Annotated in this window: 17 protein-coding genes and 4 pseudogenes; 8 read left to right on the top strand and 13 right to left on the bottom strand. The window is 36.8% G+C overall.

All coding sequences use genetic code 11. The annotated features are described in order from the left end of the window. Positions 1 to 16: 16 nt before the first annotated feature. Together FNK51_RS25670 and FNK51_RS25665 are read right to left on the bottom strand one after the other, a co-directional pair. Complete coding sequence (locus FNK51_RS25670; RefSeq protein WP_141995161.1) at positions 17 to 1,537, bottom strand: long-chain-fatty-acid--CoA ligase; 1,521 nt, start codon at positions 1,535 to 1,537, stop codon at positions 17 to 19. Between the two features lie 273 nt (positions 1,538 to 1,810). After that, a complete protein-coding gene (locus tag FNK51_RS25665) occupies positions 1,811 to 2,707 on the bottom strand; it encodes a LysR family transcriptional regulator (protein WP_141995160.1) in 897 nt (298 codons plus the stop codon). A 119-nt stretch (positions 2,708 to 2,826) separates the two neighbouring features. Between FNK51_RS25665 and FNK51_RS25660 the strand changes: the two genes are divergently transcribed. The 4 genes and pseudogenes from FNK51_RS25660 to FNK51_RS25640 all read left to right on the top strand — a co-directional run bounded on the left by FNK51_RS25660 (position 2,827) and on the right by FNK51_RS25640 (position 6,663). Further along, positions 2,827 to 3,867, top strand: a complete 1,041-nt coding sequence (locus tag FNK51_RS25660) for a YeiH family protein (RefSeq protein WP_483296142.1) — start codon at positions 2,827 to 2,829, stop codon at positions 3,865 to 3,867. 518 nt (positions 3,868 to 4,385) lie between these two features. Further along, positions 4,386 to 4,568: a hypothetical protein gene (locus FNK51_RS25655; RefSeq protein ID WP_141995159.1), complete on the top strand. Its 183-nt coding sequence runs from the start codon at positions 4,386 to 4,388 to the stop codon at positions 4,566 to 4,568. A gap of 190 nt (positions 4,569 to 4,758) precedes the next feature. Beyond that, positions 4,759 to 4,871: pseudogene (locus FNK51_RS25650) on the top strand (IS3 family transposase); the annotation flags it as partial. A 1,339-nt stretch (positions 4,872 to 6,210) separates the two neighbouring features. Continuing rightward, the gene (locus FNK51_RS25640) at positions 6,211 to 6,663 is read left to right on the top strand and encodes a hypothetical protein (RefSeq protein WP_141995157.1); all 453 of its coding nucleotides are present in this window, start codon (positions 6,211 to 6,213) and stop codon (positions 6,661 to 6,663) included. A gap of 222 nt (positions 6,664 to 6,885) precedes the next feature. Here FNK51_RS25640 and FNK51_RS25635 read toward each other — a convergent pair whose 3' ends face one another. From FNK51_RS25635 to FNK51_RS25605, 7 genes and pseudogenes are all read right to left on the bottom strand, one after another. Further along, entirely contained in the window at positions 6,886 to 7,200 is a 315-nt protein-coding gene (locus FNK51_RS25635; protein WP_141995156.1) for an MTH1187 family thiamine-binding protein, read from the bottom strand. Positions 7,201 to 7,650: 450 nt separating this feature from the next. Further along, a complete protein-coding gene (locus FNK51_RS25630; RefSeq protein WP_141995155.1) occupies positions 7,651 to 8,817 on the bottom strand; it encodes an MFS transporter in 1,167 nt (388 codons plus the stop codon). 615 nt (positions 8,818 to 9,432) lie between these two features. After that, positions 9,433 to 10,416, bottom strand: coding sequence for an MBL fold metallo-hydrolase (locus FNK51_RS25625; RefSeq protein ID WP_141995154.1), 984 nt, complete (start codon positions 10,414 to 10,416; stop codon positions 9,433 to 9,435). Between the two features lie 251 nt (positions 10,417 to 10,667). Further along, entirely contained in the window at positions 10,668 to 11,045 is a 378-nt protein-coding gene (locus FNK51_RS25620) for an FAS1-like dehydratase domain-containing protein (RefSeq protein WP_098372731.1), read from the bottom strand. A 190-nt stretch (positions 11,046 to 11,235) separates the two neighbouring features. Further along, positions 11,236 to 12,011: pseudogene (locus tag FNK51_RS25615) on the bottom strand (helix-turn-helix domain-containing protein). A 16-nt stretch (positions 12,012 to 12,027) separates the two neighbouring features. Further along, the gene (locus FNK51_RS25610; RefSeq protein WP_141995153.1) at positions 12,028 to 12,603 is read right to left on the bottom strand and encodes a LysE family translocator; all 576 of its coding nucleotides are present in this window, start codon (positions 12,601 to 12,603) and stop codon (positions 12,028 to 12,030) included. A 304-nt stretch (positions 12,604 to 12,907) separates the two neighbouring features. Further along, positions 12,908 to 14,284, bottom strand: coding sequence for an aminotransferase-like domain-containing protein (locus FNK51_RS25605; protein WP_141995152.1), 1,377 nt, complete (start codon positions 14,282 to 14,284; stop codon positions 12,908 to 12,910). Positions 14,285 to 14,442: 158 nt separating this feature from the next. Here FNK51_RS25605 and FNK51_RS25600 point away from each other — a divergent pair, with 158 nt between their 5' ends. Both FNK51_RS25600 and FNK51_RS25595 read left to right on the top strand, forming a co-directional pair. Further along, complete coding sequence (locus tag FNK51_RS25600; RefSeq protein WP_141995151.1) at positions 14,443 to 15,345, top strand: DMT family transporter; 903 nt, start codon at positions 14,443 to 14,445, stop codon at positions 15,343 to 15,345. A 74-nt stretch (positions 15,346 to 15,419) separates the two neighbouring features. Then, positions 15,420 to 16,010: pseudogene (locus FNK51_RS25595) on the top strand (FMN-binding negative transcriptional regulator); the annotation flags it as partial. Between the two features lie 399 nt (positions 16,011 to 16,409). On the opposite strand, the gene FNK51_RS25585 reads toward FNK51_RS25595, so the two are convergent. Next, positions 16,410 to 16,625 (bottom strand): hypothetical protein, encoded by a 216-nt coding sequence (locus tag FNK51_RS25585; RefSeq protein WP_141995150.1) that lies wholly within the window; start codon positions 16,623 to 16,625, stop codon positions 16,410 to 16,412. A gap of 336 nt (positions 16,626 to 16,961) precedes the next feature. Continuing rightward, positions 16,962 to 17,099: a hypothetical protein gene (locus FNK51_RS25580; RefSeq protein WP_286178891.1), complete on the bottom strand. Its 138-nt coding sequence runs from the start codon at positions 17,097 to 17,099 to the stop codon at positions 16,962 to 16,964. A gap of 42 nt (positions 17,100 to 17,141) precedes the next feature. Here FNK51_RS25580 and FNK51_RS27465 point away from each other — a divergent pair. Both FNK51_RS27465 and FNK51_RS25575 read left to right on the top strand, forming a co-directional pair. Continuing rightward, a pseudogene (locus FNK51_RS27465) lies at positions 17,142 to 17,382 on the top strand (IS1595 family transposase); the annotation flags it as partial. 149 nt (positions 17,383 to 17,531) lie between these two features. After that, a complete protein-coding gene (locus FNK51_RS25575) occupies positions 17,532 to 18,026 on the top strand; it encodes a DinB family protein (protein ID WP_141995148.1) in 495 nt (164 codons plus the stop codon). Between the two features lie 247 nt (positions 18,027 to 18,273). Here FNK51_RS25575 and FNK51_RS27460 read toward each other — a convergent pair whose 3' ends face one another. Beyond that, on the bottom strand, positions 18,274 to 18,435 hold the full coding sequence (locus FNK51_RS27460; RefSeq protein WP_483296144.1) for a hypothetical protein: 162 nt from the start codon (positions 18,433 to 18,435) through the stop codon (positions 18,274 to 18,276). Positions 18,436 to 18,841: 406 nt separating this feature from the next. Then, positions 18,842 to 20,086, bottom strand: a complete 1,245-nt coding sequence (locus FNK51_RS25565; protein WP_141995147.1) for a serine hydrolase domain-containing protein — start codon at positions 20,084 to 20,086, stop codon at positions 18,842 to 18,844. Between the last annotated feature and the right edge of the window lie 436 nt (positions 20,087 to 20,522).

Below are 20,522 nucleotides of genomic sequence, written 5' to 3'. Positions count from 1 at the left end.
TAAGTTGGTTCATTTCTTACTTCACTTCAGTCAATTCTCTTAACTCTCTCCGCAAAATCTTCCCTGTTGAGTTCTTAGGCAGTTCTTTAAAAAATTCTACTCGCTTAGGAAGCTTGTACTTCACCAGCTTATCCTGACAGAATTGAATAATGTCATTCATGGTGACCTGCTCATCCTTAACTACGACAAAAGCTTTAACACTTTCTCCGTATTCCCCATCTGGAACTCCGATTACGGCCGCCTCTACCACAGCAGGATGTTGATATAGGACTTCCTCCACTTCACGAGGATATACATTGTAGCCTCCAACAATAATAATGTCCTTCTTGCGGTCAACAATGTAGATGTATCCTTCTTCATCCATTGTTGCGAGATCACCAGTGTAAAACCACCCGTCATTAAAAGCAGCTGAAGTAGCTTCCGGCATCCCCAAATATCCCTTCATTACATTCGGCCCTTGAACAACTAATTCTCCAACTTCTCCTCTCTGCAATTCCTTTCCGAACTCATCTACAACTTTGCTTTGGACAGCTGGAATATTCAAGCCGATAGAACCTGGCTTGCGAGTCCCATTTAAAGGATTAATAGCGACGAGAGGAGCAGTTTCCGAAAGCCCATATCCTTCCAAGATAGAAACATTAAACTTGTTTTCAAATTTATGCAGCAGCTCTGCCGGAATCGAAGCACCTCCTGAGATACACATGCGAATAGATTGGCAATCCTCCGCAATCGCTTCAGGCAATTGATAAATAAAACTGTACATCGTAGGTACTCCAGCAAACACGGTTGCCTTTTTTTCTCGAATGGTGCTGACCACGTCATGAGGGCTGAAATTAGGCTGGATTAGGATTGTTGCCCCACAAGCAATTGGCGCATTCAGACAAACTGTCATACAGAATACATGGAACATTGGCAGAACAGCTACGATACGATCTTTAACATCGAGTTCTAGTAATTTTGAAATGGAGTCCGCATTTGACACCAAGTTCCGATGCGTTAACATTGCACCCTTTGGTTTCCCGGTTGTTCCTGATGTGTATAGAATGACTGCAAGGTCTTCCTCATCAATGTAAGGGCTTTCGTAAACATTAATGCTTGTGCTTGTTTCCATGAGATTCTCCCATGTCGATTCCTGGTCCTCGGCTTCGGTATAAACCACAAGCTTCAGATTTTCCAATTGCTTTTTTACTTCTGATAATTTCTGTTCTACAGATACATGAGTAATGACCGCTTTGGCTTGACTATTGTCTAATAAGTAGTTGATTTCCCCTTGGGTATACAAAGGATTGATTGGAACAACAAATGCACCAAGCCGTAAAATGCCGTGGAACGCAATGAGAAATTCAGGGCTATTTCCTAAAATAAGAGCCACTCCATCTCCCTTCCTGATTCCTTGTACATACAGACCAGCAGCCAATCGATCCACCTTCTGATTTAGTTCTTGATAAGTAACACTTTCATCTCTATAGATATAAGCGATACTTTCTGGGAATTTACTTGCGCTTCTTTTTAGATTTTCGTTTAAGTTATAGCTCATTAAATGAATTCCACCCCTTTTCTCACATAGGAGGCTTTGAACGCCTACTATTTTGAATATTTAAAATATTTACATTTTAAGTATATTCATTAATTATAATTAAATAAAATTAAAGATTTTAATTTGTATGTAAGTATTAATAATATTAAAAAGGAAATTCAGGATAACAGGAGGGCTACTTCGATGATCTCTACATCTACTTCTAAATAAAGACAAAGCCCCAGTAAAGAGCTTTGTCTTTTTTTATATTTTTGATTGATTTATAAAATTGAGCTATTGCAATAATTGGTTCTTAAGATATTTTTCTATTAACTCAATAAATAAGTTCATAGATTTCGTATGCAATTCCACAGATTCTGTTATTACTGAAAAATTTCTTTTTATCGGTGTCCCTTTTACATTTAATACTTGAATGGTACCGAGCATTCTTTCTTTTTTAACAGTAAGTTCAGATAAGTAACTAATGCCAAGCCCGGCTTCAACTGCTTCTTTTATAAGTTGTGTGCTGCCGAACTCCATTAACTTGGAAGGACGTATTTGTAAAGATTGAAATAATGTTTCTGTTGCCTCTCTTGTACCAGAACCTTCTTCACGGACAATCCAATTCTCTTGTTCTACCTGTCTTCGTGTAACTTCCTTATTGAAATAAATTGGATATTTACCCCCTGCCACGATATACATTTGGTCGGTGGAAACGGGTTTTATATATATATTTCTAAGAGAAATTTCCCCCTCTACAATTCCTACATCGATCTCATGACTTGTGATTGCTTTGGCAATATCCCTTGTGTTGCCAATCTGTACCGAAGGGTAGATATTAGGAAATAGTTTTTTCATTCTTGCAAGTATATGTGGTAATACATACTCTCCAAAGGTATAGCTGGCACCAATTTTTAATGGTCCTGTTGGCTCGTTATTTAATTCATTCACTAACATTGACATTCGTTTATATAAACCTGTTATTTCTTTAGCATGTAAATAGACTATTTCACCTGCTTTAGTCAGCTGGACAGATTTGTTTGTTCGCAGAAGTAGTTTTGAACCTACATATTTTTCCAATTGTTGAATTTGCTGGCTGACTGCAGGCTGAGTCATATGAAGCTCTTCCGCTGCCCTTGAAAAGTTTCTTTTATCAGCTACAGATATAAATACAAATAATAGTTGATCCATATGTTCTCCTTCTAACTATCGCATTTACTTATTATAACTATAATAATCATTTATTTTCCTTATTGTAAATCATTAGTTACGATAAATTATAAATAATCCAAATAAGGGGTTGAAAAACATTGGAACAAAAAGCGTTAATAACTCCCAGTCCAAATAAGCAAAAAAAAGCGGCAAAAAAGCTAAATGTTTCTTTGATTTCTGGAATTGGTTTTACATTGATTATAGCCGTGTTAGGTTTTATTTTGGCAGCGTTGCCAGGTCTAAATCATATTGGACCTCTTGCGTGTGCCATTTTATTAGCTGTGGTTTATAGACAGGTTTTTGGATATCCAATAAAATTACGTACTGGTATTCAATTTTCATCAAAAAAACTATTGAGATTTGCCATCATACTTTATGGATTAAAGCTTAACATGATTGTGATATTTCATCAGGGTTTCCCTCTATTGCTAAGAGGGACAATGACGATCATTTTTTCAATTGTTGTTCTTATGATCATTGCAAAATGGCTGAAGGCAGATTTTAATCTTTCTTTATTATTAAGTGTCGGCACAGGCATTTGTGGTGCGGCTGCCATCGCGGCCGTATCGCCAATTATAAAAGCAAAAGATGAAGATACGGCTATGGGAGTAGGCATCATCGCATTAGTCGGCACAGTGTTTTCAATAATCTATACGTTAATATATCCTTTTTTATCTATTGGTCCTATGAATTACGGAAATTGGGTTGGAATCAGCCTACATGAGATAGGCCATGTTGCTTTAGCTGCTGCCCCGGCAGGCCAGGATGCTCTTGCTCACGCATTACTTGCCAAACTTACACGAGTATTCCTATTAATTCCGGTTTGCTTTATCCTCATGTTTTGGATGAAAAAGAAAGGAAAAATAGAAGGGGAGGCAAGATTCGAGTTTCCATGGTTTTTAATTGGCTTTATCGCTATGAGTTTTGTGGGAAGCTATATCATTGGTAATAAAGTATCGGTATCACAAAAAGTGATGACTGATATTGCAGGCTTCACATCATTTATCTTAACAATGTCAATGACCGGATTAGGATTAAATATTAGCTTGAAAGAACTACGTACCAAAGCAATGCGTCCACTTATTGCCATTATTATTACATCAATTCTTTTATCATCGCTAACGTATATTAGTTTTTAACAAAGAATAAAAAGGTGAATTTTTACCCACTGCAATACATATATGACGTCATGAATATGTTCAAACCGAATATTTTTTTATTTTTTTAACTCATTATAGATGCATGGATCATAGCAAAATCGTAATTTTCCTTATTGAAATTCTGAATAATATCTGTAGGGTTTTGCTCTACTAATTCAAATTCAAATGTTATTTCACTATTTTTTGAACCATGATTTCTTGAAGTATAATAGAAAAAGTAAACGCAGTAATTAAATGAGTTTGATTGCTATTTTTATAATCATACATTTCATTGTTTTAGTTCTTTAATGGTGTTTAGTAATTTATTGCTTTCGAAATAACTATTTTACCTTCGAAAGTGGGAGTAACTCCTTGTTTTGAACTGATTACCGCACGATTGCTTACAAGGTCTTAACAGGTCATTTCAACGCATTCCAGTCATCACTATATTTTTTAGCATAAAATTAAAATATTTAGGGAATTAATAAATACGTTAATCTGATAAAAAGGAGATGATTATGAGTATGAGTATGATTGATAACCCATTGAATAAAGAGAATTACGAAACCTCTGTAGAGTCAGTTGAAGGTGAAGCTGCTATCAACTCACCTAATGAACAATCCGACGCCCTTCCAATAACTCAGTCAAAAGATCCTGAATTCGATCTTTTCGGCACAGGATTAAATGAGTATCCGTTTTAATTTAAATTCCTTATCCCATGATACCTAATGAATATTGTTGATGATATTAGTGGATTAGATTTGATACCAAGGCATTTCATCGCTGCATTCGTTTTAAAGAACTCATCCGCTCATTGGGATGGTTTGTTTAGGAATAAGATTCACAGGCCTCACCCTAATAATATTAGAAACTGCCGGGTCAGGTTACAAAAATCGCGCACACAAAGTAAACCACAAAAAGGTACAGCGTATCATGAAAGAACTAGGGCTAAAATGTCTGTCCGTATGAAAAAATATCGCTTTTACAAAGGGACTGTGGGCAAGTAACCTTTAGTCTATCAGTCCGGTGCAATATCGTTACTATTTAGAAGGAAAGGTTCAAATGGAGAAAACCATACAATCGTCTTTCGAAAATTTACTATATCAAGATAAGGACTTACAGTACGAAGCCCACAATCATACCACCAATGAATAAAAAGGAGAATACATATCGGACGTTTATAATATGCATTCTCCTTTTACTGCTTGTAAGACAAAGCACCATTATGGGAATGCATTAGTCTTTAGGTTATTAATCCAAATGCATTTTTTAGAACTTTCGGTGCCTTTTTAATTCCTTCTGTTCCAATAAAACTGCTCGCACTCGCTATTAATAAGCTTGAAGAAATGAATTTGACCACATAAAAAATTCCTGATCCAATAATTAGATCCAGGATTAAAAACCTTTTAATTGTTGAGCCTTTTATTATATAAATAACGATTTGGTCGTTTTTCTTCCTACTCAGCATTGTCACACCCTTATCTTTTTACTAAATGTTATGAAAAAGAGGGGTTGTCATATTCTTCATGTGTCACCTACTGCTTTCTGTTAGTATCGGGCATAACATGTTTCTAAAATACATATTTTTTTCTGCAATTTTGTGACGACTCCGAAAACAAACCAGTTCACAATATGGTCGATATCAATCACAATTGTCAAAAGGTCATATCTGCCAATTTGGATACCTTTAATTTCTCGTCTAAAAATGCATTACGAAATGAATGGGTTTTACAGATGTAACCTCTTCTTCTAAAACATATAAATTCACTTAATTTGTTCGGAATTATGCTTTAACTGAATACCTATGTGAAACTCTCCTACAAAAAACTCCAAAACTATTTAAAATGAATTTACCCCTTAATGATCGTTAGAATTGTTTCTTGTTTTTACTGTAATCACTACATCATTTTTTATCTTCTTTTTTCTTACTACTATTTTTCTCTTTACTCTTACAATATATTTCTCTAGCTGAAAAAGCACTCAGTAAATGAGTGCCTTTCGATGATTTATGAAAACGTTCAGAGGGTTCTTCTATGTATTATTTTCTTTAAAGATTTTTTTGGAACTTCACTCCAATGAAGGAAAAAGTATTACTGCTATGAACATTATGTTTATTCACTACTTTAAATAGATATAGTATTAAAACTCACTCTTTAGGTGCTTTTTAATTTTTTCACTTCCCCTTAACAGCGTCCATTCACACCCAATAGTATCACGATTAATTCCTATTAATTCCTTAACGAGAATTAGAAACGAAAAAATTTTGCCGTCTTATCACGTTCTTAGTACTAATCTCTTTTTCTCCTAATAAACTTAATAAACTAACTATTTAGGAGGGGTATAATGTTTAATCAAAAACTGGATAGTAATAGTCCACTTATTTATAAAATTAATGACGTCACTTACCAAAAGTACAATCTATATAAGAAACCATACAATCGGGAAGTATTCATCATAAAAGATTACGGTGAAGACCGCGGTATTACCGATAAAAGTATTGCGTTATTCGAAGCAGTTAAAGATCATTTTGACCGTTTTAAAATTGCAAAAATTGTTAAAGAAATTAATAAAGACAATCTTTTGCTCGATAGTGATCTCATACTTATAGACAAAAAAGGAAATGAGCTACACCTATCTGGTTGTAGTTGCGGGTATGCCGGCACTGGTGCGGATGGAACTGTTGAAATTTTGAACAAGGCTGGATTCGAGATAGATAGAAGGTTTGTTTTTTGTTCAAAAGGATTCACTCTTTTTCATCCGAATGAAGAAAAGGAACTATATGGCGAACGCTTATAACTTTCTACTTGTCCCCCGTTCTTTGATAGAACTCTCACAAATACAAAAATCAAACAAGAAACTCTATATAGAAAAGGATTATTATCTAATATAGATAATAATCCTTTTCTATTTTACAAAGAACTTAAAACTGCTTCCATCCAAATGCCAAAAAGGTCATCTAATGCATAGTTCTCCTATTGTATACATTCCACTGCGAAATCCTCTTACTTACAAAACCTGTTATTCCTCAAGCATGCCCTTCACTCGCTTTACTTTGTCTTCCATCTTGCGGTCTTTATCACGACGGTCATCGATTCGGATATTCGTACAAACTCTAACAAGACCTTTTTCAAAAGGTACTTCGTGCATCGCTTGGATCACTTCAAACAACTTAGGCAGGTCGCCTTCAATGATTGTATTCATGGGAGTCAGTTGAAAACGAATTTCTCCCTTTTCTTCATATTGCTTTAAAACTCTTTGAATATCTGCCACATAACTGCTGACACTTGGAGTTTGTGTACCGACAGGAATAACCGTTACATCAACTATTGCCATACTTATTCACCAATCCTTTTTATGTATTAATCAAGAAGCTTACTGACATCTATCCTATATAGACGGATGTTTTTACTATTATAACTTAAACTCCAAACTTTGCACCTACGAAAACAGATATAAGCTTTGGAGCTAGTTACCTCTTTTTAAACCAAAGTTTGAGATTCACAAATCAAAGCACTTCTGCAGGTAAGGAAATTACTGTAAAATCGGTGAAATAAAAAAGGAAGCACTGATTCTTGACGCTTGTCCTGCCGGCTAGGCCATCAGCTGCTTTTTAAGCATCCCCTGTATGCGCACGAGATGAACTAGATGTATTGCGGGTTTAGTGTATTGGTATTAAAGGTTTGTTTTCTTGAATAGCCTTCTTAAGTAAAAGCCATATTATAATCCACTTTTTTGCAAACAAATCCACCTCTATTATCATAGAGGTGGATAGTTTTCATCGATTTATATATTTTTATACCTTGACTTTTCAATTAAATAATCCTTATATACTAAAACTGCAACAACAATAAAACTTAGACTAACAAACCTGAAGATCATCTCTAAACTAATCCATTCAGCTAAAATACCTAATACAAATGAGCTAATTCCAACACCAACGTCAAAGCTGGAAAAAAAGGTTGCGTTGGCTGCGCCTCTTTTTTCTTCTCTTACATTTTGAACAGTCCACGTTTGTAAACATGGCATAACAGTTCCATAACCTGCCCCAAATAAAATCGCCGCAATGATAAGTTGAAGATCATTTGTTGCATAAGAAAGTATAAAAAGTGACAAAAATCCTAACACAGCTGACATAATGATAATAGACCAAGGTCCTTTTTTGTCATACCATTTTCCCGTAAACGGACGTAGTAATGTAGCGACAGTTGCATTGATAAGGAAGAATAGAAAAATATGATCCAATTCCTTTTGTTTTCCAAATAGAACGACAAATGTAATGATCGCTCCAAAACCAAGTGTTGTAATAACCGTCAGTAACGCTTGGAACCAAACATCTTTTTCAAAAATCATATCCAATAATCGAAATGGTTTCTTCTCACGCTTTTCAGTGGTAGGTGAATATACAAATTGAAGCGCAATTACTGCCAATAGGCTCAGTACTACTGATGACCAAATTAAAATATCGAAGGAAAAAGAGTCATAGATAAGGATACCTATACTTGGTGCAATGATAGCCCCTACCGTTGTGGATATAGAAAAATACCCTATTCCTTCTCCTAATCGTGTCTTAGGAATTAAATCAACTACTATTGTACTATTAGCTGTGGTCGATACTCCCCACGCTGCACCATGGAAAAGTCGTAACAATAGAAGAAGCCATATAATATTAAGAAATGGATACAGCATTGTTATAATCATTAAAGCTGCACTTGCACAAATGGCTAGACTTTTCCGTTGGTTATCAATTAAATAGTAACCTACAAAAGGTCTGATTAGAACAGCACCTATCGTAAATAATGTTGTTACTAGACCAACATGAATGGAAGATGCATTCATGCTTAACATATAGGCTGGCAAAATAGGAAGCAACATTTCAAACCCTATAAAAACTAATAAGTTGCTTGTAAATAAAAAAAGAAATGATTTATTAAAGATTCTTTGATTTTTCATATAACTATTCCTCGCTTCTAAATTATTTTTCTAAGTTAGAAGCGTTTGGAACACTGAAACGTTTTTCAATTGTCTAAGTTTTTTAGTCAATTGACTCACCCTCTCTAAACCCCTTAAAAATTTTCAAATAATTATATCAGAATCTCGCCTTATAAACAAGCTAATTTTTAAACAGCTTTATTAAAAATTAAATGACTTTATTGTAAATGGAGCAACTTTATTGTCATTCTACATGAATTAACATCACTGTTTTTGTTATTGTGTATTTATTCCAATAAAAAAACATCCTCGACAGGATGCTTTAAAATTACTAAAACCCATTAAAAGCAAAAATAACAACCTGATAATCCTTCACAAGCACCCTCGTAACGAATGATCTTTTCTTTCTCCCCAAGTGATCTTTAGCGAATTCTATTTTTCTTGATTTTCTTTATGATACTCTAATAATCTATTCAACATTTTTCCTTATTATCATAAGTCTCTTCAATTTACAGTTCACTTTCCTTTTTGCCCCTCTTTCCATGTTACCCATCAATTTTTGCGTAGCTTACAAGAAGGAATTCCTAGTATAAAACAAGTTAAACGAAGTGTATCAGACCATAAATTTCTCCTTAGTTATGTGAGATAGCCTGGGGACTTCCAATCTTTCGGCTTTATGTTCTTATTCATCCATTTTTTTTGTGGCGCGTGATATGGAGTGGAAGAAATTAAATGATCATTGTGCCAGCTTGCTGCTCCAGAACGAATCATTTCATCAAGCAGGACTCGAATAAATTCCTCTGGATTTAGCTGGAAAGAGTAGCGTGCAAAATCATGGAACCAACCACACTGTAATAGGTACTCATCAACTTCTTCTTTTGCCAATCCATTTTTAATGATTAATGTGAATGAAAAAATCCTCTTACAAGCATGCCATGAAACTTTTTCTGGTGCCTTTAGCCACTTTTCAAACCGTTTCCTTGCTGCATCAATAGAAACCATAGGATTTTCTATTTGAGGTCCATGTCCCGAATATGCCTTTCGAATTGTGAGCATGGACAATAGATCCAAACTTTCTATAGATCGTTGGATAGATGTTACACCCTCTCGGAAGATATTTAACCATCCGATATCATTTTTGTGGAAAAGATCCCCGCAAATTAGTATTTCTTCTTCCGGTTCATATAAAGAAATATGCCCTAAAGTATGTCCCGGAGTGTACAAGACTTTCAAATTTCTACTACCTGTGTTAATCTCATCGTTATCTGAGAGCTTTATATCCACTCGATAAGGTTCTACAGGCTGATCTAACCATTCTGCACTACAGGATTCAAGGTCACAAGAATTAATTAAATCTGCTTCCCATTTATGAGCAGCAATCTTAACACCGAAATTTTTTTGAAAATGAAAATTCCCCCCTACATGATCGCTATGATAGTGCGTATTCACTATAAGGTGTAATTCTTCAGGTGAAACGCCTACTTCTTTAATTAATTGCTCTGTACCTTTCGCATCACTTCCAAAACCAGTATCAATAAGGACCGGGAGCTGATCCTTAATAAGTAACATGTTTGCACTGGGAAATTTTCTTTCAAAAAAAATAATACTTGAGTTGTTCATAAGCTATTCCTCCTTAAATAATCAACTAATCTGAATAATCAAAATATAGTAACTATATCATCATTTGGATTTACACTTATGATCACTGTTATATCTATCGAATTTGCACACCGACAATGACAGTCGCCCCCAATTTGTCCCCTGTGTGGTTTTGCGTCTCAGTCACCCATGCTGCTACCTGCGGGGTAGGCGCTATAGAATCAGTTCAAAAACAATAAACAGAATAAAATTAAGCAGCTAAGTATATACGTTTATAATATGACTCCCGCAAAGCTTCCTCTTAATACTTGTTCCTCATTCTGGTTTGCGCATAGGAAAGTTGCCAAAATAGATATTCTACCATTATCTTTCTTTTCAAACTTTTCGATCGTTACTTCACATATTATTGTATCTCCTGTAAAAACTGGTTTAATAAACTCAAAATTCATAGTACGAGCCAGTACATTGTTTTCTCCACCAACTTTTGTTGGTAAACAAGCAGTCAACAACCCTTGAATAACAAGTCTCCCCTGTTCATCGGGAGTAATATGGTGATTCCCCTCATCCCAGGATACTTTTGTGAACATTTCAACATCCTCTTTGGTGAAAGTCCGTTCAAATTTAATAATATCCCCTACGTTTAAAGACAACTTTATTCCCCCTTTTATTTTTATCCTAATTTAATCGTGTAGACTTATACGATTGCCGCCATTATATTTCTTGAAGATTTTCAGGATAGATAGCCGTGGTAACGTCTAATGTGCACAAATTCTACCCATTAAAAATGCTGTAATATTTAGTTTTACCTTGTTAAAAGAATCAGTCTTAATTTATCCCTTCTCATTTTAAATGTGACATATATTCAAATGCCGTTATTCCATATACGCTTTTAAAATGTTTATTTAAATGGGTTAAATCAACAAAACCACAATCAGCAACAGCTGAATAAATATCTCCGTTTTTTTCTATTAGCTGCTTTGCACGTTCTATCTTGCAGTTAAGAAAGTATTGATATGGTGAAATTCCAGTATGGGCCTTGAATAATCTGATAAACTGGAATTTAGATAAATTAAGCTCTTTACATATCTCGTCAAGTTTAAGTACATTGTCTAAATTGGTATGAAACATTTCCTTTGCTTTTCTAATTGGAGCGTTATCTTTCTTACAGTCTGTAGAAAGATTAGTTTGAATAAGGCTATCTGCGAGGGATAAGAGTAATTCACTGCACAAAGCCTCATCTTTTTCACTTAAAATAGCATTAGAAAGATTTAATATTCTTTGTTCAATTCTATAATCATACACAATGGGAGTTGAAAATCGTACTAAATCCTTTTTCTCAATAACCTCTAAAAGCAATTGTGGCTCAATATATAGCTAACATAATCAAGACCTGCCTCATCATGTGCCATTCCGTCATGTGCCTGTTCTGGATTAAAAAGCATAACACCATTTTGATATGATAATTGTAAACTTCCATCCAAGTTATAATGCTGAATACCACGCAATGTTACACCTATCGCATATTCCTTGTGAGAGTGCTTTTTATACGTAAAATCAGTAATACTGGCTGACAACGCCGTAATACCTGCAGATTTTTTATAGATAAATTTGTCCATTTAATTCACCCCTTATCTACATCCAAATCATTATAGCAGAATAAGCTAAAGATATTGCCATCACGGCATTAACAAACTTTTCATGCTTCTGTAAAAACTCCTTGAAGAGCGTACCGAAAAGAACCCATGTAATAAAAGCTAAAAATCCTACAATGGTTATAGAAACAACACTTATTGACACTGCAGGCATTGCGGTATAGTGGGGCATAATAAAGCTGGGAATTACAGTCATTGTAAATAGAACCACCTTAGGATTTAAAAACTGCATAAGGAATCCAGACACAAAAGTGGCAGTTTGGTTTACAGTTGGTTTTGATGTATCCATTTTATAAATTTGAAAAGCGAGATAGAACATATAAAAGCTTCCGATTATCTGCATAACGATCAAAATTTTTGGGATTATCGTTACTAGCATAGTATTCAACATAGCAGAAATAACAAGTAATAAACCAAAAGCAATAGTTGCTCCATACGTATATTCCATTGCCTTCTTTGTCCCCATATTATGCACTGTGGATAATATCACGATATTAGTAGGTCCTGGTGTAAAAGTTACAATAAAACAGTAAATTAAAAAAGATGTAATATTCATGAGGAAAACTCCTTTCAAGTAACCCATATATTACATCTTAAAATCAATTGGTATATAGTATATTATTGCAGGTTTATTAGGGTACCTCAAAGACTCCACAGAAAACATACTGAATATTTCAATCTTTCTTCAAGCTTTAACCCTTTATCTTGCCTTTTATGAAATGGGAGCACATAAAGGTTTATTATCATTATGACTCAAAAAGAACATTGCTAAATTTCTAAGTTACATAATCAACCGTTTTGATAAATGCTTTGAAATCCGTATAATCCTCTGAATCTGCATCTATAAAAACTTACCCATACTATATGAGTAAAAAGTTATTTGGAGTAATATGTTTTTTTCTACTGTCAATTAAAGCAATACAGTGAGCCAATCGCTCTACCCCCAGTTTAATTTGACTCTCGTTCACTTGTGAGATGCATAATCGAACGAGATTTTCCTTTTTATATTCTGCTAAAAACATTCTAGAGGCATCATCAACATATATATGCTGCTCATTTAACATATGAACCACCTGTTTTGCTTTCACATTTTCGGGCAAACTGATGGAAAGATAGAATCCGGAAGTCGGTTTTGAAAAAGAAGTATTGGCCGGCAGCAATAATTGACATGCTTCTTGAAGGATCTGCATTTTAGTCCTATATACCTCTTTGACTTTTTTGAGATGGCTATTAAACATACCGCTTTTTAAATAGATTTCTAGCGCACCTTGAGAAAGTGCTGAACTATTAAAATCCGAACTAAATTTATATCGTATGAAATTGTTAATCATTAATGCAGGAAGAACGACAGTACCAATCCTTAACCCAGGGAGAAAAATTTTCGAAAGGCTTTTAATATAGATCACTCTCCCAGAAGGATCAAAAGAAAATAAAGGATCTGATTTTGGATTTGGATCAAGGTCTCCTAATATATCATCCTCCACTATATATACATCGTATTTTTCAGCTAACTCAACGATTTTTTTCTTTTCGCTATTCGTATAACAATGTCCAAGTGGATTGTGAAATCTCGGGATAATATAGAAAAATTTTATATCATTATTTCGAAAAATGTATTCCAGACGATCAAGATCAATCCCTTCCATTGATAATTCAATTCCAAAAGTAGTAGTTTGATGCAGATTGATCGACTCAATGAATCCGAAATAAGTAGGCTGTTCAATTAGAATATTGTTTTTTCCATTTGGAAATGGCATAGACACTAATAAATTAAGGGCTTGCTGCGAGCCAGATACAACGACTAATCTTTCTGGTTGAGTGAAAACCTGTAAATTTTGCAGATATTTCACCAACTGTACTCGTAGTGAGTAAAGCCCTTGTTGATCAGAGTATGTAAAAAGCTCTTCTTTATAATGATCAATTGCTTGATTCATACAATGTTGAAATTCAACATAAGGCATAACATTTTTATCTGGACCGGCAGACAAAAAATCAATCACCTCATTTTCTTCCGTCGCTTTTTGGTATTCATTCACAACATAGTAGCCGCTCTTAGGAACAGAATAAATTAAATGCTCTTTTTCAAGTTCTACGTATGCTTTAATGACCGTATTTTTGCTACATGAAAAATACTCAGATAACTGACGAACAGAAGGCAGTTTACTGCCTGCAATTAGCGAACCATCTTCTAGTCGAAGCTTAATGTCTTCCATTATCTTAATATATTTTGAATTCATTTAATGATCCCCCTCCAACTGTACCAGGACAGATAGGTAAAAAAATGGTGTATTTTTATTGAATGTACTCATAGTATGTTAATTATATCAAAACTGTTATAAAGATAAGAAAAAAACGGTACAGATGTGGTACAAAGTATAATTGGGGGTCTGAAAAGATGCAGGGAGAAAAAAGAGAAAAATTCGGATTATTTTTGGGATTAGTGGGGGTCATTTGTTTTAGCTTAACACTCCCTTCTACAAGTATTGCAGTAGAATATTTCGGGACTGCGATCGTTGGTTTAGGAAGAACAGTCGTAGCCGCTATTTTAGTAGCCGTGGTACTAATTGTTCGTAAGGAAAAACTACCTTCTCTTTGTCAATTTAAACGTCTACTCATTGTTGCTTTTGGTGCAGTTTTAGGATTTCCTCTCCTCACTTCTTGGGCAATGGAATCCTTGCCAGTTTCGCATGGAGCTGTGGAATTAGCTCTGTTACCGTTAGCGACAGCCGGATTTGCTATATTTAGGGCAGGTGAAATCCCATCTCTCAAATTCTGGATTTCAAGTATGATCAGCTCTTTAGCGGTAATTATGTATGCACTTCATCTTGGATTCGGCCAATTACAAATCGCCGATTTAGCTTTACTGGCAGCAGTGGTCATTCTGGGACTTAGTTACGCAGAAGGGGGAGAATTAGCGAAAGAATTAGGTAGCTGGCAAGTGATTGCTTGGGCAATTATGATCGGTGCTCCATTTTTCATTATTCCAGTTGGGCTAAACCTGACAACTGAAATGCTTCATGCCCCAATACATGCTTGGATTAGTTTTATTTATCTCGCAGTGGTTAGTCAATTTCTAGCATATGTTGCTTGGTATAGCGGAATGGCTATGGGCGGGATAGCAAGAGTTAGTCAGATTCAATATTTACAACCATTTTTGATGATTCTATTTGCAACAGTATTTCTAGATGAATCCATCACAATCTTCACTCTTGTAATAGCAGTGATTGTTGTCTTTTCTGTTATATTAGGCAAAAATGCTCCCGTATCAAAAAACACAGCTGTATCAGAGAAAAGCTAACTAAATGAAAGTTAGCTTTTTAGAAGACTAAATTGTATAGATGAGAAGTTGTCATGACTATAGATTTAACCTAGAAATACATCAAAAATCAAACCGTCTTAGCTATTTTTCATGGCCTGCATTGTTATATCTCTCGATCTTGGTATGAGTCGGATAAAGCAGTACCAACATGGAATTATGTGACCGTTCATGTTTACAGAGAAGTCGAACTGCAAGAGGATGAACATGAGTTAATTAGCGCCCTACATGATATGGTATCGAAGTACGAATCTCCTGACAGTTCATACAGTTTGCAAGATGTAGATGCTGAGTTTCTCGCTTGTATGAACAAAGGAGTTCAAGGATTCAAAATAAAAATAAACAAAATAGCAGGGAAAGCAAAGTTAAGTCAATATCATCCATTGCAAAGACAAGAGTTAATATTAATCACAGCCCCAGGTGGCATAGATCAAATGGTATTATTAGCAGTTAATGCAGAGGTCTCGCTTGTTTCGATGTTCCAAATGTTCAGGCTACTGTTCATCTTTGTTTTAATTATGCCTTTGATGAAAATGTTTTATCGTTGGCGAGAAAAAAAAGAAATTGTCTACAATCAAGAAAGCAGTGTCCGCAAGAGACTGTGTGTTTTGAAGCGTTTGTTATATATGGACTGCTCCCTCCCGTAATTCCTATAGACCCGGTGATACCTGTAGCCCCTGTGGTTCCTGCAGTACCTGTAATTCCTGTAGCTCTTGATGATATATAAGGCTTATTGTAGAGTTGACGCAAACCGTGGGATATGTAAGTTTTTGGCCTCCACAATCTGACAAATCATTAAGAAACAAAGATTCGCTTAAAAGTTTGTTATCGCAAAGTATCTTTTCTTTAATGTCAGGATTGTCGCATTTGTAATAATCGTCCAATAACCGTTTAAGTTCGTGACAAATAGTTCAATTTAAATCATTTTATTCCAGATTTCTACGACTTAGCTTCACTGTCTTCTTAACCGCTTTCTTTTTCTCATCATGGTTCATCGGTCTCACCCCAATAAAAAAAGCATCCAAATTAATGGATGCGTTCTCCTTTTATTCATCAATTTTGACTTTTTTCAATAGATCATTTCTATACGAAATTGCATCTCGTTCAAAAACTTTTTTAAACCTATCTTCGTACTCTTCGCGGGTTATTAGTCCTTTTTCACCCAGTAATTCTACTATAGCTCTAACCCTTACTCTACTCGACACTAATTCGTTTGTCATATTGGATAATAAAATACCGATTTTCTCATAATCATCATTCATTTTTTCATCCCCTTTGTTTAACTAATTTGACAAAAGGGACTAATTCCCTGCAAAGAAAAGCACCCCAAATAATAGATGCTAATGTTTTTCAATAGGTAAAATATATAAAATAAGGGTGGGCTGTTAGTTCCTCTTTTACACCCTCATTTAACTATGAGGATATTATCATAGCACCCAACCACAAACACACCCGATTATGGAAAACTTTATAGGCTCACTTCATTTTTTACGGTCTCCTTTATTGCACCCTATGGATGCAACTGTAACTTTAAGTACACTACTTAACATCTTTGCTACATTAAATAATGAATTCATGTTAGGAGTTAAGAGATTATGCTATTCAAGTGGCTTAACCTTATATCTCAAAACGGTTTTTAATTTTGCAGGTTCAACTTTTCTAAAATCTGAAAGATATATTTCTGTATGTTGTAATGAAGTTCTTTCAAGACTATTATTTTTTATGAATTCATTCATTAATTTAAAACTTTGAGGTTCATCATCATATGGACCTACAAGAAGCATTTGGATCACATCCAGAATGTAAATAGTTATCACAGCCGTTTATAGAGCTGGATGGAGTGTTTTAATGATGTAGCGACTAAATATCTAGACCATTATTTGAGCTGGTTCCAATTCTTAGACACCATCAAACATATAAAAGATAACTTTACGATAACCAAAATGGTTTTTAGACAGTTGTTCTTTCTCAGTTAACACAACTTATGATAAACTAAGGTTATCAGAATTTTCCAAATAACGGAACATTCATTGTTCCGTTAAGGGCCAGATTAATTGAACAAGGAATTGGCATGACACCTTAATTAGTGAGCTATCTACAACACGCCGCAAATGAATTTTGACCAAAGGGATTATCTATTAAAGGGATTAAATTGGAGGGAATAGAAAATGGATGTAAAGACACTTTTGTTACAACAATGGGCAAGCTGCTTAGATGAAGAAGACTGGTTTCCACCACTTGAAAAAGTGCTAGAGGATATTACTTTTGAACAGGCAATTTGGAAACCAGCTGATGGGGCAATGAATTCCATTTGGGAATTAGTTTGTCATTTACTTTTCTATGAAAAGAGATTTCTGATGCGATTTCTTGGTGAAACAGCGAATGAACCACAGGCAGCAAATAATGAATCTACATTTCGATTACCAACTGAGACGTTAGAAAATTGGAAGGAAACAAAACAAGAATACTTTTATGTTCATCGTGAACTTGGAAAAATACTAGCAAAATCAGAACATGAAGATTTGTATAGACAGATCCCAGGAGAAGATAATTCATTAGTGCTTGAACTGAAGAGTTTAGCATTGCACGACGCATATCATATTGGGCAAATTGTTTTCCTAAGTAAAATGCAAGGAGTTTGGCCAGGGAAACGCAGCTTTTAAAAAAGCTTCATTAACTTTACAGTTATTCCATTATAGGCGGGCTTTAATGGAATAAGAACGGGAACGTCCAAATCGGACGTTCCCATATTTTATACCTAAAAAACAACAATACTACTTAACAAAGCCAAAAAATAAAAAAAACCTGACACCAGATTTGCCAAGGGTTTGAGATATTTATTGTTCGCATTCCCATCGGTGAACTTGTGTACGGAACAGACTTTGTAGCATAATCAGGCCTCTTAAAACATCACAAATGCCTGTTTAACAGCATTTTTAATAATCGATGGAAAAAAATATCAGCTCCCCATTCATTAGCTGCTTTAGTACGTGCCGATAATGATAGAAAAGTGTCACCAGTACGACTCATTTTGACCGAGACTTTCTCATACTTAGTTAGAATGTCTCTAATCCTTTTTCCGATTCTTTATGTTAAATTCTTTTCTTTTAATCTGTTTCCGACTGCCACAGAAAAAGGGATGAACACAGGAGTGAGATATTTTTCTGTCACAATTTCTCCCTCTTTTACTTCTTTCACCAATTCGATCATATTGTTTTAGTTAGCCATTTCAAACATCTCCATTTCTAATAGGCTTTGTTATATATTAATGTTGATTTTTGAACGAATAAAAGAGACCACCTAAAAGTGGTCTTCTTTAGTACATCCTATGGAACTAACGCACCCTATTGTTAAGAACAATATCTCACAATCTTGCTAAGCAAAGTACCAAAGGCAACTTTTGCTTCCAATCGGCCGACAGGGGCTGACCGTTGGGTGTCGTGGGTTGAGGGCGGGCGTACCAGGAGCGGGCTCGGTGTCAGTCTTCGATTGCCTGGTAGACCATGGTCCAGAAGTCGTGGATAAGCCGCGCTGAATCCGGGGTGGACATCCCGACCTGGGTGAGCAGGATTCCAGTGAGCTGTTTGTCCGGGTCGGCGTACGTCGTGGTGCCGGTTCCACCGTCCCAGCCGAACTGGCCGATGGACGCGTAGTCACCACGGTAGGTGCGCACCGCCATCCCGAAGCCCCAGCCGCCGTGCTGCCCTTGGCCGAATGACACATGGACGTTGTTGCTGGCCATTGCGTTTCGGACGGATTGTTGCTCGGGCGTGAGGCGGTTGGTGGTCATCAGCTGGACGGCGGGCCGGGACAGGATCCGTTCGGTCCCTTGCATCCCGTGATTTAGCAGCATCCGGAAGTAGGAATGGTAGTCGTCGACGGTGGAGGAAAGTCCGCCTCCGCCGCCCTGGAACGCTGGAGGCTGGCTGTGGCGTCCCCCCTTGGCCTCGTCCCACACGATGAACTCTCCGGTCTGCGGGTCGGGGGCGTAGAGGGGCGGCAGCCGGTCGATCTTGTCGGCGGGCACGTGGAAACCGGTGTCCTTCATGCCCAGGGGGTCGAAGATGCGTTCGCGCAGGAACGTCTCAAACGACTGGCCCGTGACCCTGGCGACGAGCACTCCGAGTAGATCGTTGCTGATGTGGTACTGCCAGCGCTCTCCGGGCTGGTGCATCAGCGGGAGTGTGCCCAGGCGGCGCATCCACTCATCCGGCTCGGGCATCGGCTCCGGTAGATCGGGCGTGAGCCCCTGCTCGAATATCGCGCCCATGATCGGAGTGCCCAGCGACGTCATATCCATGCCGAGCCCGAACGTAGAGGTCAGCAGGTCCCGTACTGTGATCGGCCGCCGCGCCGGCACGGTATCGTCCAGCGGGCCGTCGATCCGCTTCAGCACCCGCCGGTCGGCGAGTTCGGGCAGCCACTGCTCTACTGGGTCATCCAGCCGCAGCCTGCACTCGTCGAGCAAGACCATCGCCGCAGCCATCGTGACCGGCTTGGACGTCGAGGCAATCCGGAAGATCGTGTCCCTACGCATCGCCGCGCCACCGTCATGGCGCATCGTCCCAATCGCTTCGACGTGCGTCTCACCGTACCGGCTGACCAGGGCGACGAGTCCAGGGATTTTCCCGGACTCGACATGCCGTGTCAGCACCTCACGCAGTCTACGCAGTCCTGCTTCGGAGAAGCTACTGTTGCTTCGTCCCGTTGTAATCTTTTTCATTTGGTTTCCCTCTCTTTACTTTTTTATCAGCCCTATTGTTCTACAAAATCTCTATTTGTTATCAATGCTTGAAAGCGTGTTCGATGCATCAAAGAGACTGAATATTGGTATTTTCTGGGTGATCAGAATCTAGATATGTCCACCACTTAGCATAGAGCCATATGTTCATCGGACGTTTATTCTCGGTTTTATCAAATTCAAAGTCACTATTATTCCGTAAGTAATCTTCTTTGTAACCGTTGTCTTGCCCCCCTTATTGGAGTCGAGCAGAGCGAGAATACTGCCCTTTTCCAGTTAAGCTCCCACCTCCACATTCCCTAATTATGTATATTCTAGATGTAAATATAAATTCCTTATTCAACTATCCTGCCCCGTTAGCATTCCTGTAGAGCGTTAAATATCGGCTTTGAAAAAAACAGAGCCCCTCAGTATGATG

Source organism: Bacillus sp. B4EP4a (assembly GCF_006680105.1).
In the GTDB taxonomy this organism is placed as follows: domain Bacteria; phylum Bacillota; class Bacilli; order Bacillales; family DSM-1321; genus Peribacillus; species Peribacillus simplex_E.
The sequence above is the reverse complement of the archived record's forward strand: the minus strand, read 5'-3'. Positions and strand labels throughout refer to the sequence as shown.

Coding starts and splice junctions, on each gene's coding strand:
- FNK51_RS25670 (WP_141995161.1), bottom strand. CDS start 1,537: ATGAGCTATAACTTAAACGAAAATCTAAAAAGAAGCGCAAGTAAATTC.
- FNK51_RS25665 (WP_141995160.1), bottom strand. CDS start 2,707: ATGGATCAACTATTATTTGTATTTATATCTGTAGCTGATAAAAGAAAC.
- FNK51_RS25655 (WP_141995159.1), top strand. CDS start 4,386: ATGAGTATGAGTATGATTGATAACCCATTGAATAAAGAGAATTACGAA.
- FNK51_RS25640 (WP_141995157.1), top strand. CDS start 6,211: ATGTTTAATCAAAAACTGGATAGTAATAGTCCACTTATTTATAAAATT.
- FNK51_RS25635 (WP_141995156.1), bottom strand. CDS start 7,200: ATGGCAATAGTTGATGTAACGGTTATTCCTGTCGGTACACAAACTCCA.
- FNK51_RS25630 (WP_141995155.1), bottom strand. CDS start 8,817: ATGAAAAATCAAAGAATCTTTAATAAATCATTTCTTTTTTTATTTACA.
- FNK51_RS25625 (WP_141995154.1), bottom strand. CDS start 10,416: ATGAACAACTCAAGTATTATTTTTTTTGAAAGAAAATTTCCCAGTGCA.
- FNK51_RS25610 (WP_141995153.1), bottom strand. CDS start 12,603: ATGAATATTACATCTTTTTTAATTTACTGTTTTATTGTAACTTTTACA.
- FNK51_RS25605 (WP_141995152.1), bottom strand. CDS start 14,284: ATGAATTCAAAATATATTAAGATAATGGAAGACATTAAGCTTCGACTA.
- FNK51_RS25600 (WP_141995151.1), top strand. CDS start 14,443: ATGCAGGGAGAAAAAAGAGAAAAATTCGGATTATTTTTGGGATTAGTG.
- FNK51_RS25585 (WP_141995150.1), bottom strand. CDS start 16,625: ATGAATGATGATTATGAGAAAATCGGTATTTTATTATCCAATATGACA.
- FNK51_RS25580 (WP_286178891.1), bottom strand. CDS start 17,099: ATGAATGAATTCATAAAAAATAATAGTCTTGAAAGAACTTCATTACAA.
- FNK51_RS25575 (WP_141995148.1), top strand. CDS start 17,532: ATGGATGTAAAGACACTTTTGTTACAACAATGGGCAAGCTGCTTAGAT.
- FNK51_RS25565 (WP_141995147.1), bottom strand. CDS start 20,086: ATGAAAAAGATTACAACGGGACGAAGCAACAGTAGCTTCTCCGAAGCA.